This is a genomic window from Tissierella simiarum, assembly GCF_018917865.1.
Classification (GTDB): domain Bacteria; phylum Bacillota; class Clostridia; order Tissierellales; family Tissierellaceae; genus Tissierella_C; species Tissierella_C simiarum.
Map to the genome: position 1 here is coordinate 56,523 of NZ_JAHLPM010000007.1, position 14,903 is coordinate 71,425.

Consider the following 14,903-nt stretch of genomic DNA (forward strand, 5'->3'; position numbering starts at 1 on the left):
TTTAATTATCTTTTTTGATTTTTTCAATTATCCTGTTTATCTCTGTAACATATCCATCATAAGGCTTACCTTTCATCAGACCTCCTATAATGTTTTCTACTTGTTCAAATATTTTTTCATTCTCTGTTATTACTACTTGCCTTATCATAGAATCGTTTTCAACAACTAAATTAATTATAGTTTCCTTCATGGCATCTGTTAACTCAGTATCATATGCCATTTTTATCCCTACAACTGCAATATCATTAAAAATAATGCAGGTAGCATTATCTACACCAAAAAGCTCTACTACTAAATCAGATACACTTTCTGATCTATCTATTATAGCTTTGTCTGGTGCTCCAACCTCCACAGTACTATCGTTTATGTCTTTTCCTTCTAATGATTCTTTGTTTGTATTGGCTCTACATCCTACTTGAGCAATTAAGAGTACTCCAATAAGTATTAAAACTATTTTTTTATTTTTAATCATAACTTCATCTCCCTTCTTGTTTATAGTTTTACAATAAAAACAAATTTTATAACAAAAAAAAGGCAAAATTTTGCCTTTATCCAAATATTCCATTAATATATCCTTTTGTTCTATCGTCATCTGGACTTTTAAAAAGCTTTTTTGTCTCTTTATATTCAACCAAATTCCCTAATAAGAAAAATCCAGTAAAGTCAGATATCCTTGCAGCCTGCTGCATTGAGTGAGTAACTATTATTACAGTATAACTTTCTTTTAGTTTCAATATTAACTCTTCAATCTTTGATGTTGCTATAGGATCTAAGGCAGAAGTTGGTTCATCCATAAGTATTACTTCTGGTTCCACTGCTAAAGCTCTTGCTATACATAATCTTTGTTGTTGCCCTCCCGATAAACTAAGTGCAGATTTACTTAACCTATCCTTGACCTCATCCCATAAAAAAGCTTGTTTTAAACTCCTCTCAACTATTTCATTCAATATTTTCTTATTCGTTATCCCATGAATCTTGGGGCCATAAGCTACATTATCATATATATTCATAGGAAATGGATTTGGTTTTTGAAAAACCATTCCAACTTTTTTTCTTAATTTTATTTCATCCATGTCCTTATATATATTAAGCCCATCTAACTTTATGGTTCCATCAACTTTTACTCCTGGAACTGTATCATTCAATCTATTTAAAGTTCTTAAAAAACTAGTTTTCCCACATCCTGAAGGCCCTATTAATGCAGTAACTGAGTTAGCTGTAAACATCATATTAATACTGTACAATACTTTAACCTTGTCATAACATAGGTTTAAATTTGTAACATCTATCTTAGCCATCATCATTTATTCCTCCTAATTAATTTCCTTTTAATTTTTTATTTACAATTTTACCTAAGCAATTAGAAATTATATTTATTATTAAAATAAATATAATTAGTATAGATGCAGTAAAATATGCTAACTCAAAAGAAATACCTTCTTTAGCTAAAATATATAAATGAACAGATAAAGTTCTACCGGAATCAAATATACTTGATGCTAATCTTGGTACCATACCTGCAGTTAAATATACTGCTGCTGTTTCACCAATGACACGACCAACACTTAGGATAATAGAAACCATAATTCCAGGTAATGCTGTAGGTAATATAACTTTATATATAGTTTCTATTTTAGAAGCTCCTAAAGCTAAGCTTCCTTCCTTTAAAGTTATAGGAACCGTTTTTAAAGCTTCTTCTGTGGTTCTAATTATTATAGGTAAAATCATAATACTCAAAGTCAGAGCTCCCGATAGTATTGACCATTTTAACTTTAAATTTGTAACAAAAAATATCATTCCAAATAATCCAAATATTATTGAAGGTATTCCTGCCAAACTTTGAGTTGAATATCTTATTAAGCTAACAAACTTACCTTCTTTTGCATATTCATTTAAATATATTGCTGCCCCAATGCCTATTGGCGCTGTTATTAATACGGATAACAGAACAATATAAAAAGTATTTATAAGTGAAGGAAGAATCGCCTTATCTTCCAAAGCTACTTTCCAATCTACTTTGATTATTCCATTTATTAGAATATGACCTAGTATCCATAATACTATTCCCAAGGTTATCAAAGCTGAAATATATATATAAAGTCTTAAATTTTCTTCTCCTTTTTTGGTTATTCTCATTTGTTCTCACCAACTTTCTTATTAAATTTCATTAGTAATATATTTAAAACTATGATGAAAACAAAGAGTATTACTCCTGTAGCAAATAAAGCATTTTGATGTAACCCATAAGCGTACCCCATTTCCAATGCAATATTAGCCGTTAATGTTCTTATCCTTTCTGCTAAAGCTTTAGGAATTAAGGGAGTATTTCCTGCTACCAAAATCACTGCCATAGTCTCTCCTATTGCTCTGCCAATAGCCAATACAATAGATGCCAAGATACCTGATCTAGCTGCGGGAATTAATACTTTAAATATAGTATATATATCAGAAGCTCCTAAAGCCAAAGATCCCTCCCTTAACTCCATTGGCACACTTTTAATTGAGGTTTCTGATATGCTTATTACAGTTGGCAAAATCATTATACCTAGAATAATGGAGGCAGCTAAAAGACTATTGCCTCCACCTCCAAATATTAAATCTATTGCTGGAACTATCGTTGCCAATCCAAAAAAACCATATACTACTGAAGGTATTCCAGCTAATAATTCTACTAACCTTCTGTAAAAACTAGCTACTCTTTTAGGGGCTAATTCACTAATAAATACAGCTGTTAGTATACCAATAGGCACCCCTATCATAACTGCTCCTAAGGTAACATATAGAGAACCTACTATCATAGGATATAGTCCAAATCTTCCTCCTGTTGGCTGCCACTCTTCTCCAAATATAAATTCCTTTAGCCCAATTTCTTTTATAGCTGGAATTCCTTTTGAAAATATGAATATAGTAATACTTAATACAGCTATAATTGAGATTAGTCCACATATAAGCAGCAATCTTTCATTTATTTTTTCATATATTTTTTTTCTATTTAATTTCATGTAAACTATCTCCTTTATATTCCAAAATTCCTTATTAAAATCTATTAATTTACCGGAACTTGTTTTTCTCCAACTATTTTTTGTCCTTCATCACTTAATATGAAAGCTAGAAATTCTTTCACAACTTCAGATTCTTCACCCATTGTCAACATAAAAAATGGTCTAGATACTTTATATTCTCCTTTTTGAATACTTTCTACAGTGGCTTCAACACCTTCTACTTTTAGGCCTTTAACAGTATCATCTAAATAAGATAGAGAAATATATCCTATAGAGTTCTCCTTTCTAGAAATATTAGCTTTTACAGATCCATTTCCATCAGCTATTAATGCATCTTTTTTAATTGTACTTAAAGTATTACCTGAACTATCTTTTTCCTGTAAATTTAGGATTTCTTCAAAAGCCCCTCTAGTTCCTGATCCATCCTCTCTTGATACAATTAAAATTTCTTCATCTTTGCCACCAAGATCTTTCCAGTTTGTTATTTCACCTTTAAATATTTTTTGAATAGTTTCCATATCTAAATCACTTACAGTATTATTAGGATGTACAACAACTACGATTCCATCATAAGCAATAGTATATTCTCTAATTCCAGTACTTTTTTCTTCATCCTTTAAGTTTCTTGAAGACATTCCAATGTCAGCAGTGCCATCTATAGAAGCTTTTATACCAGCAGTAGAACCAACACCTTGAACGTTCATCTTTACGTCTTTATTTAATTTCGAGAATTCCTCACTTAAACTTTCAGCCATAGGTGTTACAGAAGTTGAACCTACAATATTAATTGTTCCTGATAAGCCGTTTTCAACTGAATCTCCATCATCTGTCGACTGTGAAGTACCACCTTTATTTGCCCCTGTAGTTTTATTACTACAGCCAGTAAAAGTAAGAATTAAAACAAGAACTAAACTAAGTAATACCAAAGGTTTTGTAAATTTTTTCAATTTAATATCCCCTTTCATTTTCTTATTTACAATTTAATATTAATATGAGAATGTTAAGTTTAAGTTAAGGACAAGTTAAGTCTATGTAAAATAAAAGCCTATTCGTATTGAATCTATTCTATAGTTAATATATAATTGTTCTTGTGTAAAATTATTGGATTACTTGAAAGGAAGATTTTAATGAAATTAGGAATAGTTGGACTACCAAATGTAGGGAAGAGTACTTTATTTAATGCTTTGACTTCTGCCAAAGCTGAAGCAGCAAACTATCCTTTTTGTACTATAGAACCAAATGTAGGGATTGTTGCCGTTCCAGATAAAAGGTTAGAAATGCTTAAAGATTTAATGAATTCAGAAAAGGTTATTCCTGCTACTATAGAGTTTTTTGATATAGCTGGTTTAGTTAAAGGTGCTAGTAAAGGAGAAGGACTAGGGAATAAATTTTTATCTCATATTAGAGAAGTAGAATCTATTGTCCATGTAGTTAGATGTTTTGAGGATGAAAACATTACCCATGTTGAAGGAAAAATAAGTCCTTTAGATGATATTGAAATAATAAACCTTGAATTAATGTTATCTGATTTAGAAATGATAACTAAACGACTTCAAAAAGTAGAAAAGTTAGCTAAAAATGATAAGAGTTATGCTAAAGAGTATGAACTATTAGATAGATTAAAAGAGGGTATTGAAAATAATATGCCTCTAAGACATCTAGAGTTTACAGAAGAAGAGTTAAGTATTATTAAAAGCTTTAATCTTTTATCTTCTAAACCTGTTCTATATGTATGTAATATTTCAGAAGAAGATTTGTTAAGTGGAGAAGATAATGATTATGTAAAAAAGGTAAAGGAATATGCAGAAAAAGAAAATTCAGAAGTTATAACTATATCAGGTAAAATTGAATCAGAAATATCTCAATTAGATAATGAAGAAAAGAAAGAATTTTTAAATGAACTTGGTCTTGAAGAATCAGGTCTTGATAAGCTTATAAGAGCAAGCTACAGCTTATTAGGATTAATGAGTTTTATTACGGCAGGACCTAAAGAAGTTAGAGCTTGGACAATTAAAAAAGGTACTAAAGCTCCTCAAGCAGCAGGAAAAATCCATTCAGACATGGAAAAAGGCTTTATTAGAGCAGAAGTAATTAATTATATGGATTTAATAAATACTGGAGGATTCACTCAGGCTAAAGAAAAAGGGCTTGTACGTTTAGAAGGAAAAGATTATATAGTACAAGATGGTGATGTGGTTTTAATTAGATTTAATGTGTAAAGTCCAAGTGGATTGATTTCCACTTGGACTTTATTTTATAGACCTTAACACTTATAATTTACATAACTACACTTTAATCATCCCAAGGGAATTCATCTAGAATTGCTTTTGCCTTTTCAAATGAGGATTTTTCTACTAATATATCGGTTCCGTAAAGAGAAGATCCACCAATTATTCTCATATATCCACCCATTCCACGATCTTTCACAATATATGAAATCTTATGTTCATCTAATAAATTTTTTATTAAGCTTAGCTCATAGTTATTACTAGCAGTTTTTAAAAGAACCATTTCAAAATCATTTGACGTACTTTCTCCTTGAGTACCATCTTTGTTTTTAAACATAGAACTCACCCCTTTCAATAATTCTATTCTCTATGTTTTGTTAATTTTTTTGAAATTTTCTAAGCTCTTTTAATAAATTTAAAAAATAGTTTCTTATGTTATTTCGTCTGTCTAACAGCTTTATAATATAAGAAACTATTTTAAAATAAGTTATACTTTTTTATAGACTATATCTAATTATCAAAGATGAGTCTAATACTCTAAAAGTAAAAGATTCTGTAACAAAGAATCTAACCTTATCATTAGTATGAGATTGATATCCTATAGAAAAGTCTCTTCCTATAGTTAATTCTAAATCCTCATGATTAAAAGGTAATAAAAGTGCTCCATCTAGCACATGACTAAAAATGATCTTATCGCCAATTAACTCTTCAATTCTCTTATCTAATGGATATGATGTTTCTTTTGATATAATTCTTCTATAAGCTTCTTCATTTACTACCAAAGTAAAAGGTCCTTCCTCATAAACTTCTCTTAACCTTATAATCCCTTGAGTAATAGCATCCATTATATCTGTCGGATTTTCTCCAAAAGGAATAATAGGATGTTCTGAAGTTTTAGTTAATCCCATTATTGAAGTTTCTTCTAATCCATTATATACTGCCTTTTCTTCAAACAAAGCAATATCTTTTACTGCTTCCTCTAATGGCTCATAATCAATATCTTTAGCTCCACGCCAGATATTGTCTAATTCCCATCTATCCATTTCAAATTCAACTCTCGCTTCTGTTAAAGGAAGTACTTTATAAGAACTATAAAATACATTATCTTTATTTTCAATTTCTCCTAATCTACCTTCTGTTAGTACATTTTGTCGAGGACCTTTAGGTCCATTTACTTTTACTACTTTCCTTGCTGATAAATAAGTTTTAAGGACTTCTTTTGCTCTTTCATCAATTTCTTTCCAAGCTTCTTTAGTTATAGGTGCATTTTCTCTATATAGCATACATTAATCCCTCCCTATTTTAAATCACCAATATTTAATTGAAATCCAGAATCATCATCTTCTTGATTATTACTTTCCTGTTTTCCTTCTAATCCTACAATAGGACCTTCAGTAAACAGATAAGTCCTAAGTTCTTCATCCCATACAGGCATATTTCGTCTTAGCCATTCTAGAGTCATACATACATGTTCAATTTCTTCATCTCTATTATGAGCCATTATTGCTTTTAATTCTGGATCATTTGATGCAACTACTCTTTGATTATACCAATCAATTGCTTCAACCTCTTCCTTCAAACTGTTTAAAGCTCTTACTATGTCTTGAGCCTTCTCATCTAGCACTTCTACCGGTTCATGATATTGTGTCATAAATAATCTCCTCCCATCGTTTTATTCCATTAATTTTGTATTACCCTTCCCAAATATTATTAAACATATCCTTTTTTGTAAGTAATTTTTAAAATAAATTTATAATATGTCCAAATTAGACAAAGACAACATTAGTTTATTCTTTAAACTTTAAACTTATAACCATTCTATCATGGGAAATCTTGGTATTTCTAAAAATCTTTATTGCATTATTTATGTACAGTTCTGGTTCTTCCATAGATGGACTAAAATGGGTTAATATTAACTCACCCACTTCTCCATCTTTAGCCAGTTTAGCACTTTCAGTAAAAGTCATATGCTTATTCTTAATAGCTTTTTCAATATCTAAATCATCCCCATAAGTTCCTTCACATATAAATAAATCACTATTTTTTATAAATTGATGAATAGTATCTATAGGTCTTGTATCTGTAATATAACTAAGTTTTATTCCCTTTCTTTCTTCTCCTAATACCATATAAGGCTGATATAAAACTCCTTTAAATTCTACTTCGCTTCCTTGCTGAAGTTTACCCCATATTGATTTAGGTACATTATGCTTCATAGCTTTTTCTACATCAAATTTAGGATTTCTCTTTAAGTAAAATTTATACCCTATACATGGAGCTGAATGATCTAATTCTAAAGTAGATAAAATAAGCTTTTCTTTAAAGCTTAATATTATTATAGAGTCTTTAGGGTCTTCTACTATATTTATCTCATAAGGCAAATATGGTACTATAACTCTAAGTCCATCTACTATTTTTTCAATTCCTTTTGGCCCTATTATAGTTAGTGGATCTGTTCTTCCACTATTTCCTATAGTTGATAATAATCCTGGTAGTCCCACTGTATGATCTCCATGCCAATGAGTTATACATATAGCATCTATAGTTTTAAATCCACATCCTAATATCCTCATGGAAACTTGAGTCCCTTCACCACAATCAACAAGTACTTTTCTTCCATTATAACTAATAAGAAGAGAGGCAAGCCCTCTATTTGGCATAGGCATACTTCCACCAGTTCCTAATATAGCTACATCAAGCATGAAAACACCCCCATTTTATAAATATTGCAGCTTAATAATATCACATCTTTCCTAATTTTTATTAAAATTATTCATTCTCTAGCTTCTATATATTATTTATTATCTATTATGTAAATACTTTAACTATACACTTCAACTTCTACATTAACCTCTATAACCATGTAAAAATACATAAAAAAGACTTAATGTTAAACATTAACATTAAGTCTTTTTTGATAAGTAATATAAAAATTAACTACTCTATTTCCTTAGCAATTTTTATTCCTGAACTAGTACCTAATCTAGTAGCACCAGCTTCAATCATTTCTTTAGCTGCATTTAAATCTCTTACTCCTCCCGAAGCTTTAACTTCCAGTTTATCTCCTACTACCTCTTTCATAAGCCTTACATCAGAAACAGTAGCTCCACCTGTATTAAATCCAGTTGAAGTCTTAACAAAATGTGCTCCGGCTTCCATAGATAACCTACAAGCTATCCTTTTTTCTTCATCTGTCAGTAAGCAAGTCTCTATAATAACCTTAACTATTGCCTTATCCTTTGCTGCCTCTACTACCGCTCTTATATCTTCTTTAACAATATTAAGTTCTCCATCTTTTAAAGCGCCTACATTAATTACCATGTCAATTTCATCAGCACCATTATTTATAGCATCAATTGTTTCAAAAGCTTTAAGCTCTTTAGTGTTAGCTCCTAATGGAAATCCTACTACCGTAGCTACTTTTACATTTGAACCTTTTAGTAGCTCTTTGCAGAACCTTACATGGTATGGATTTACACAAACAGCTGCAAAATTATATTCTCTAGCTTCTTTGCAAAGAGTTTCAATCATACTTCTAGTCGCTTCTGGTTTCAATATAGTATGATCTATCATGGAAGGTATATTTTTCATTTAAAAACCCCCTATTTAATTAGTTCTACTAAATCACAATTTTTAACGCCACAAGCATTGCCTTCTTCTATATCAACATGCATTTCTAAATGAAATTTTTCAGACACTCTGACTAGTACATTATTGAATACTAATCCTCTTGGTCCATCTATTTTAATACTAACTATATCTTTATCTCTAACACCATAGTATTCAGCATCTGTAGTATGCATATGAATATGTCTTGCAGCAACTATAATTCCTTGTTCAATTTCAATTTCTCCCTTTGGTCCAACAATTTTTGCTCCTGGCGTACCTACAATATCCCCAGAATTTCTAATAACAGGTTTTACACCAAGGGTAAAAGCATCTGATACAGAAACCTCAATCTGAGTATTTTTTCTAACAGGCCCAAGAACTCTTACTCCTTTTAAAGTCCCTTTTGGTCCAACAATATCAACTTTCTCATCACAGGCAAATTGACCTGGTTGAGATAGATCTTTCATCTTAGTTAGTTCATAGCCTTCTCCAAATAAAACATATAAATCTTTTTCACTAAGATGAATATGTCTATTAGATAAAGCTATTGGTAATGCTTTTTTCATTTAACTTCCTCCCTCATCTATATAAACTGTATCTAAAGTTCCTTATCAATTATATTCCTTTGTTTTCAAAAAATCAAATATCTAATGTTCCAATTGAAATAAAGTTTCATAAAAATTAGGATAACTAATGTTTACACATTCATGGTTATCTATTATAGACTCTCCTTCTGTATTAAAAGCAGCAATAGATAGTGCCATAGCAATTCTATGATCATTATAGCTTTTTAAAGTAGCTGGTTTCAATTTTTCTTTTCCCTCAATAATTAATCCATCAGGAAGTTCAATGATATTAGCATCCATATTTTTAAGCTCATTGACCATTGCTTTAATTCTATTGGTTTCTTTATATTTTAATTCTTCTGCATTTTTAATAATCGTTTTCCCCTTAGCAAAAGCTGCTGCTACTGCAATTATTGGTATCTCATCAATAAGAGTTCCTAATATCTCTTCTTGAATCTCGATCCCTTTTAAAGGAGAGTAACTGGCATGTATATCTCCTATAGTTTCATTATTAAGAATTCTAACATTTTCTATTTTTATGCTTCCACCCATATCATTTATAACATTGATAATCCCTGTTCTTGTAGGATTTAACCCCACATCTTTAATTATTACTGAAGATCCTTCTATTATGGTGGCAGCAACTATTAAAAAAGCAGCGGAAGAAATATCTCCTGGTACATAAATATTTTTAGCTATAAATTTTCCCTTTGGTTCCATATAAATATAATCTTTTTCTTTAATTATATGGGCTCCAAAATAATTAAGCATTCTTTCAGTATGATCTCTAGTAGGATTTTTTTCAATAATCCTAGTTTTACCATTAGAATATAAACAAGCTAATAAAATAGAAGACTTCACTTGAGCACTAGCTACAGGTAATTCATAATCTATAGACTCTAAAGGAGTTTTGGATGGTAAAATCTTTAAAGGCGGATATTTATAATCTACACCCTTTATATTAGCTCCCATCTTTGATAAAGGCACAATAATTCTATCCATAGGTCTTTTATTTAAAGAATCATCCCCTATTAAAGTTGTAGGAAATTGCTGACCTACCAATATACCACTAATCAATCTCATAGCAGTCCCTGAATTTCCACAATCTAAAACTTTATTAGGATCTTTTAGCCCATTAAGACCTACTCCCTTTATTTTTACTCTACAATCTTCTATATCTATATTTACCCCCATTTGTCTAAAACACTCAATGGTTCTAATAGTATCTTCAGATAGAAGAATGTTTTCTATAATTGTTTCTCCTTCTGCTATAGAGCCAATCATTACACCTCTATGAGATATAGACTTATCTCCGGGTACCCTAATTTGACCACATAATCTTTTCTTACCTTTTATTATCAAAAATTTCACCCTTTATAATTAATTATAGGTTTGGAATACTATTTTATCCTAATATTACATTGATTATTTCATTTTTTCCTTTTTCTGCAGCCCCTAATTGCTTATGTATTTCTTTTGTAAAATCAGGATTTGTAATTATTACAGGACTAACTATTGACTTACCACTTTTCTCAATGAAATTGAAATCTACTTCTAATAATTTATCTCCTATTTTTACTTTATCACCACTGCTTACAAAAGCTTTAAAACCTTCTCCATTTAATTCTACAGTATCTAACCCAATGTGAATTAAAATTTCTAATCCCTCTTTTGTTTTTATGCCTATAGCATGATTAGTTGGGAAAATTTGAACTATTTCTCCATTACAAGGTGAAACTACAACTCCATCTGTAGGCTTAATAGCTACTCCATCTCCTACCATTTTTTCTGCAAAAACTTGATCTGGAGTTTCTGTTATATCAATTATTTCCCCAGTCATCGGAGCAATTATAGCTACTTCTTTTGATTTCTTTAAAAATTTAAACATATAATTCTTCCTCTCTATTATGAATTTTGTATTTAATATAAACTGCTCTAATTTATGTTTAAAATAGATAATATAATATCTATCTGTCACCTAGTATTTTTTTAATAATATCTTCACCAATATTGTTAAACATTCCTACCTTTCCTTTACCAATAGGTAAAACAAAGCTAATATTGCCATTCTTATTTTTCTTATCATTTTTCATATAATCTATAATTCGGTTAATTTCCTCTTCATTAAACTTTCTAGTTTGAACTAAAGGATTAAGAGTTTTAAAAATTTCTTGAAAATAGCTATTGTCTATCAATCCCTTTTCCTTGGCAATATAGCTTTCATATACCATTCCAAGAATCACTGCTTCTCCATGATTGAATATTTTATACTTATAATAAGATTCTATACCATGTCCCACAGTATGTCCAAAGTTTAATATTTTTCTTAATCCCATATCCAATTTATCTTTCTCTACTATAGATTGTTTTATAGATATAGATTTAGTTATAGCATGTAAAATTACTTCTTTATCCTTTTCATACATCTTTGTTATATTGCTTCTCATATATTTAAAAAAATCATAATCTATGATTAATCCATATTTAAGAATTTCTCCTAATCCACAAGTAATTTCTCTTTGTGATAATGTTTTCATAAAAGAAGTATCAACAAATGTAGTCATAGGGAAATAAAATGAACCTATTACATTTTTATATCCTTCAAAATCAATTCCTACTTTACCTCCAATACTACTATCTACTTGAGATAATAATGTGGTAGGGACTTGTATATATCTAATACCCCTTTTATAGGTAGATGCCACAAATCCTGCTAAATCTCCTACAACTCCTCCACCTATTGAAAGAATAACCCCATCTCTATCTATTTCTTTATTTAATAGTTCCTTATAAACTAAATGGACAGTATGAATATTTTTATGTTCTTCTCCTGGTTCCATTATAAACAAATTGTTGTTTTTATTTATAAAAGTATCTATATTTTCTTTATAAAGATTATAGATATTTTTGTCTGTTATAATAAATAATTTTTTTATATCTCTTTCAATAATATATTCTTTTAATTCTAGCCAAACATTTTTTACTATTTGAACCTCCATCTAATCACCTATTATTTAAATATTTAACATAATTATAATAATTTGATTTTACTTCTTCTAGAAAGTCTCCACCAAACTTTTTCATAAATTCATTAGCCAATACATATGCTGCCATGCTTTCAGCCACTATACTTGCTGATGGTACTGCACAAACATCAGATCTTTCAAATTGAGCTAGTGCTTTTTCTTTTGTTTCCATATCTATTGTTTCTAAAGGTTTCTTTAAAGTAGGTATAGGTTTCATATAGCATTTAAAAACTATATCTTCACCATTAGATATACCAGCCTCTATTCCTCCTGCATTATTACTTTTTCTCTTATAAGTTTCATTGAAAATAATTTCATCATGAAATCTTGACCCTAAAGTAGAGACGACTCTATTTCCTAATCCGAAGTCTATTCCTTTAATACCCGGTATACTCATAATAGCACAAGCCAATCTTCCATCAAGCTTAGAATCCCAGTTGTTATGACTTCCTAACCCTACAGGGACATTTTTGATAATGATTTCTATAGTTCCACCTAGTGTGTCTCCCTCTTGTTTTGCTTCTCGTATTTTTTCTATCATAAACGCTTCATAATTTTTATCGGCAACTCGTATTACCGATTCATCTACTTTTTCTAATTCCATTTCGGATATATTAGAATAATAATTTAAATTAGATTCTATCCCACCAATATTTATCACATGACTAAAAATTTCTATATCAAACTCTTTTAACAAAAGTTTACATACACTACCTAATGCTACCCGCATAGCAGTCTCTCTTGCTGAAGCTCTTTCTAATATATTTCTTCCACCTTTCTGATTGTACTTTAAAGCTCCAACTAAATCTCCATGACCTGGTCTAGGTCTTGTTACCTCTCCTAATTCTATGTTAACTCCTCTATTTTTAATAAAAATAGTAATGGGATTGCCTGTAGTGTAGCTATTACTAACACCAGAAATAATAATAGCTTCATCCTTTTCTATTTTCATTCTTTCACTTCTACCAAAACCGCCTTGTCTTCTCCTAAGTTCTTCATTTATATAATTCCTATCTAAATATAGATTAGCAGGTATCCCATCAATTATTCCTGTTAACCCCTCTCCGTGAGATTCTCCAGCAGTTAAAAATCGTATCATTTTCTCACCCCATATACGAAAGACTTCTACCTGTGAAGGTAGAAGTCTTCTATAGTCCAAATATTTTTACCAATTTCTTTTAGTTCTTCCCTTACATCTAATCTTTTATTTATAGGTCTATTATCTGTATTGGATACAAAATAATTTCCTTTATATTTTACATTAATGGCTTTAAAAAAGAAATCTATTATTGGTATGGCTCCATTAAATTGGTTATGAGAATACTCAGCACCACCTACAGACAAGAATAATCCTACTCTTTCTACATTTCTTTTATACTCCTGGCCTAGTTGGTATTTTATAGACCAATATTTTTGACATCTATCAATCATATTTTTAGCAAGTCCATTTATTGAATTAAAATATAACGGTGCAGCTAAAATAACTATATCACTGGAATCAAAACCTTCATAAATAGAAATCATATCATCTTTAAAAACACATTGTCCTTTTGAACCACAATAATTACAGCCAGTACAATGATTTATTTTCATATCACCTAAATAAACTTTATTTATTTCATATTCTGTATCCTCTATATTCTGTAGTAAATAATCCAATAAAATATCTGTATTTTTATTTTTTCTCGGACTACCCATTAGAGCTAAAACTTTTTTCATTATATCCTCCTATACTCTTACTACATTTGTAATATACTTCAATAAAGTAGTAATGATTAAAGTTTGGATAGGTATATTGGCTAATCCACTTATTAACCTTCCTGGTAATAAAACTAAAACACCTTTGTCTAACATTATTGACAGCCAATAAGTATTAAGCATTACTGATACAATAGCAATACATGTAATCACTGTAAGTCCTATTCTTTTAATAGAAAAGATATCTTTGCTATACCCCTTCCTTCTAAACAGCTGACCAAAAACTCCAGGTATAACTCCCCAAAGTATAGAACTAACAGTAAAACCAGGAAAATAAGCTCCTTGTGGATTAATTAAAACTCCTATTAAGTCAGCAGCTAAGCCTGTTAGACCACCAACTAAAGGACCAAATAAAAAGCCACTCATCATGATAGGTATCTCACCAAAACTAACTCTTAAAGTAGATGGTAGCCCAGCTAATGGGATCATTAAATAAAAGAACCTTGTGAGTACTATACTTATTGCAGTTAAAAAGCTAGCCATGACAAGAGTTTTAATGTCCATACTGCTTCTTCTACTATTATTCATTTATATCCTCCTTTCTTTATTAGGACAGTCAACTGTCACACTAAAGAAGGAGAACTCTTTAATGGACCAGCGGATGCGATAAAGAACCGCAGACCAAAGTCTTTCGTTTAAAGGCTACTTCCCATCCTTTAACACTTAACGCTCTTTACCTACTCTGTCTTTCTATAATCTAATTATATAATAATT

18 protein-coding genes and 1 riboswitch are annotated in these 14,903 nt (G+C 30.1%); of the genes, 1 reads left to right on the top strand and 17 read right to left on the bottom strand.

Features of this window, described 5'->3' with window-relative positions:
- Position 1 precedes the first annotated feature (1 nt).
- The 5 genes from KQI42_RS09215 to KQI42_RS09235 all read right to left on the bottom strand — a co-directional run bounded on the left by KQI42_RS09215 (position 2) and on the right by KQI42_RS09235 (position 3,949).
- A complete protein-coding gene (locus KQI42_RS09215) occupies positions 2-472 on the bottom strand; it encodes a YhcN/YlaJ family sporulation lipoprotein (protein ID WP_216519090.1) in 471 nt (156 codons plus the stop codon).
- 76 nt (positions 473-548) lie between these two features.
- Positions 549-1,298, bottom strand: coding sequence for a phosphate ABC transporter ATP-binding protein PstB (pstB, locus tag KQI42_RS09220; RefSeq protein ID WP_216519407.1), 750 nt, complete (start codon positions 1,296-1,298; stop codon positions 549-551).
- 19 nt (positions 1,299-1,317) lie between these two features.
- The gene (gene pstA, locus KQI42_RS09225) at positions 1,318-2,136 is read right to left on the bottom strand and encodes a phosphate ABC transporter permease PstA (protein WP_216519092.1); all 819 of its coding nucleotides are present in this window, start codon (positions 2,134-2,136) and stop codon (positions 1,318-1,320) included.
- On the bottom strand, positions 2,133-3,002 hold the full coding sequence (pstC, locus tag KQI42_RS09230) for a phosphate ABC transporter permease subunit PstC (RefSeq protein WP_216519094.1): 870 nt from the start codon (positions 3,000-3,002) through the stop codon (positions 2,133-2,135). The genes pstA and pstC overlap by 4 nt, the downstream gene beginning before the upstream one ends.
- A 44-nt stretch (positions 3,003-3,046) precedes the next feature.
- Positions 3,047-3,949: a phosphate ABC transporter substrate-binding protein gene (locus tag KQI42_RS09235; protein ID WP_246566325.1), complete on the bottom strand. Its 903-nt coding sequence runs from the start codon at positions 3,947-3,949 to the stop codon at positions 3,047-3,049.
- A gap of 180 nt (positions 3,950-4,129) precedes the next feature.
- On the opposite strand from KQI42_RS09235, the gene ychF reads away from it, so the two are divergent.
- Positions 4,130-5,221, top strand: coding sequence for a redox-regulated ATPase YchF (gene ychF / locus KQI42_RS09240; RefSeq protein WP_216519097.1), 1,092 nt, complete (start codon positions 4,130-4,132; stop codon positions 5,219-5,221).
- Positions 5,222-5,294: 73 nt separating this feature from the next.
- On the opposite strand, the gene KQI42_RS09245 is transcribed toward ychF, so the two are convergent.
- The 12 genes from KQI42_RS09245 to KQI42_RS09300 form a co-directional block, all read right to left on the bottom strand.
- Positions 5,295-5,567, bottom strand: a complete 273-nt coding sequence (locus KQI42_RS09245; protein WP_216519099.1) for a putative signal transducing protein — start codon at positions 5,565-5,567, stop codon at positions 5,295-5,297.
- A gap of 160 nt (positions 5,568-5,727) precedes the next feature.
- Positions 5,728-6,513: a family 1 encapsulin nanocompartment shell protein gene (locus KQI42_RS09250; RefSeq protein WP_216519101.1), complete on the bottom strand. Its 786-nt coding sequence runs from the start codon at positions 6,511-6,513 to the stop codon at positions 5,728-5,730.
- A 14-nt stretch (positions 6,514-6,527) separates the two neighbouring features.
- Positions 6,528-6,881, bottom strand: a complete 354-nt coding sequence (locus KQI42_RS09255) for an encapsulin-associated ferritin-like protein (protein WP_216519103.1) — start codon at positions 6,879-6,881, stop codon at positions 6,528-6,530.
- A gap of 136 nt (positions 6,882-7,017) precedes the next feature.
- Complete coding sequence (locus KQI42_RS09260) at positions 7,018-7,932, bottom strand: ribonuclease Z (RefSeq protein WP_216519105.1); 915 nt, start codon at positions 7,930-7,932, stop codon at positions 7,018-7,020.
- Between the two features lie 235 nt (positions 7,933-8,167).
- Entirely contained in the window at positions 8,168-8,821 is a 654-nt protein-coding gene (gene deoC / locus KQI42_RS09265) for a deoxyribose-phosphate aldolase (RefSeq protein ID WP_216519107.1), read from the bottom strand.
- Positions 8,822-8,832: 11 nt separating this feature from the next.
- Entirely contained in the window at positions 8,833-9,405 is a 573-nt protein-coding gene (pduL, locus tag KQI42_RS09270) for a phosphate propanoyltransferase (RefSeq protein WP_216519109.1), read from the bottom strand.
- An 81-nt stretch (positions 9,406-9,486) separates the two neighbouring features.
- Complete coding sequence (aroA, locus tag KQI42_RS09275; RefSeq protein ID WP_216519111.1) at positions 9,487-10,767, bottom strand: 3-phosphoshikimate 1-carboxyvinyltransferase; 1,281 nt, start codon at positions 10,765-10,767, stop codon at positions 9,487-9,489.
- Positions 10,768-10,810: 43 nt separating this feature from the next.
- A complete protein-coding gene (locus KQI42_RS09280) occupies positions 10,811-11,293 on the bottom strand; it encodes a PTS sugar transporter subunit IIA (protein WP_216519113.1) in 483 nt (160 codons plus the stop codon).
- Between the two features lie 79 nt (positions 11,294-11,372).
- The gene (gene aroB, locus KQI42_RS09285; RefSeq protein WP_216519114.1) at positions 11,373-12,404 is read right to left on the bottom strand and encodes a 3-dehydroquinate synthase; all 1,032 of its coding nucleotides are present in this window, start codon (positions 12,402-12,404) and stop codon (positions 11,373-11,375) included.
- Between the two features lie 4 nt (positions 12,405-12,408).
- Positions 12,409-13,530, bottom strand: a complete 1,122-nt coding sequence (gene aroC, locus KQI42_RS09290) for a chorismate synthase (RefSeq protein WP_216519116.1) — start codon at positions 13,528-13,530, stop codon at positions 12,409-12,411.
- Positions 13,531-13,556: 26 nt separating this feature from the next.
- Positions 13,557-14,150 (bottom strand): flavodoxin family protein, encoded by a 594-nt coding sequence (locus tag KQI42_RS09295; RefSeq protein WP_216519118.1) that lies wholly within the window; start codon positions 14,148-14,150, stop codon positions 13,557-13,559.
- Positions 14,151-14,159: 9 nt separating this feature from the next.
- Positions 14,160-14,717 carry a folate family ECF transporter S component gene (locus KQI42_RS09300; protein ID WP_216519120.1) on the bottom strand — a complete coding sequence of 186 codons (558 nt, stop codon included), beginning with the start codon at positions 14,715-14,717 and terminating at the stop codon, positions 14,160-14,162.
- A gap of 65 nt (positions 14,718-14,782) precedes the next feature.
- A riboswitch (THF riboswitch) is annotated at positions 14,783-14,876 on the bottom strand.
- Positions 14,877-14,903 lie beyond the last annotated feature (27 nt).

Bases quoted from the DNA above. Each gene is read 5' to 3' on its own strand.
- KQI42_RS09215 (WP_216519090.1), bottom strand. From the start codon at position 472: ATGATTAAAAATAAAAAAATAGTTTTAATACTTATTGGAGTACTCTTA.
- pstB (WP_216519407.1), bottom strand. From the start codon at position 1,298: ATGGCTAAGATAGATGTTACAAATTTAAACCTATGTTATGACAAGGTT.
- pstA (WP_216519092.1), bottom strand. From the start codon at position 2,136: ATGAGAATAACCAAAAAAGGAGAAGAAAATTTAAGACTTTATATATAT.
- pstC (WP_216519094.1), bottom strand. From the start codon at position 3,002: ATGAAATTAAATAGAAAAAAAATATATGAAAAAATAAATGAAAGATTG.
- ychF (WP_216519097.1), top strand. From the start codon at position 4,130: ATGAAATTAGGAATAGTTGGACTACCAAATGTAGGGAAGAGTACTTTA.
- KQI42_RS09245 (WP_216519099.1), bottom strand. From the start codon at position 5,567: ATGTTTAAAAACAAAGATGGTACTCAAGGAGAAAGTACGTCAAATGAT.
- KQI42_RS09250 (WP_216519101.1), bottom strand. From the start codon at position 6,513: ATGCTATATAGAGAAAATGCACCTATAACTAAAGAAGCTTGGAAAGAA.
- KQI42_RS09255 (WP_216519103.1), bottom strand. From the start codon at position 6,881: ATGACACAATATCATGAACCGGTAGAAGTGCTAGATGAGAAGGCTCAA.
- KQI42_RS09260 (WP_216519105.1), bottom strand. From the start codon at position 7,932: ATGCTTGATGTAGCTATATTAGGAACTGGTGGAAGTATGCCTATGCCA.
- deoC (WP_216519107.1), bottom strand. From the start codon at position 8,821: ATGAAAAATATACCTTCCATGATAGATCATACTATATTGAAACCAGAA.
- pduL (WP_216519109.1), bottom strand. From the start codon at position 9,405: ATGAAAAAAGCATTACCAATAGCTTTATCTAATAGACATATTCATCTT.
- KQI42_RS09280 (WP_216519113.1), bottom strand. From the start codon at position 11,293: ATGTTTAAATTTTTAAAGAAATCAAAAGAAGTAGCTATAATTGCTCCG.
- aroB (WP_216519114.1), bottom strand. From the start codon at position 12,404: ATGGAGGTTCAAATAGTAAAAAATGTTTGGCTAGAATTAAAAGAATAT.
- aroC (WP_216519116.1), bottom strand. From the start codon at position 13,530: ATGATACGATTTTTAACTGCTGGAGAATCTCACGGAGAGGGGTTAACA.
- KQI42_RS09295 (WP_216519118.1), bottom strand. From the start codon at position 14,150: ATGAAAAAAGTTTTAGCTCTAATGGGTAGTCCGAGAAAAAATAAAAAT.
- KQI42_RS09300 (WP_216519120.1), bottom strand. From the start codon at position 14,717: ATGAATAATAGTAGAAGAAGCAGTATGGACATTAAAACTCTTGTCATG.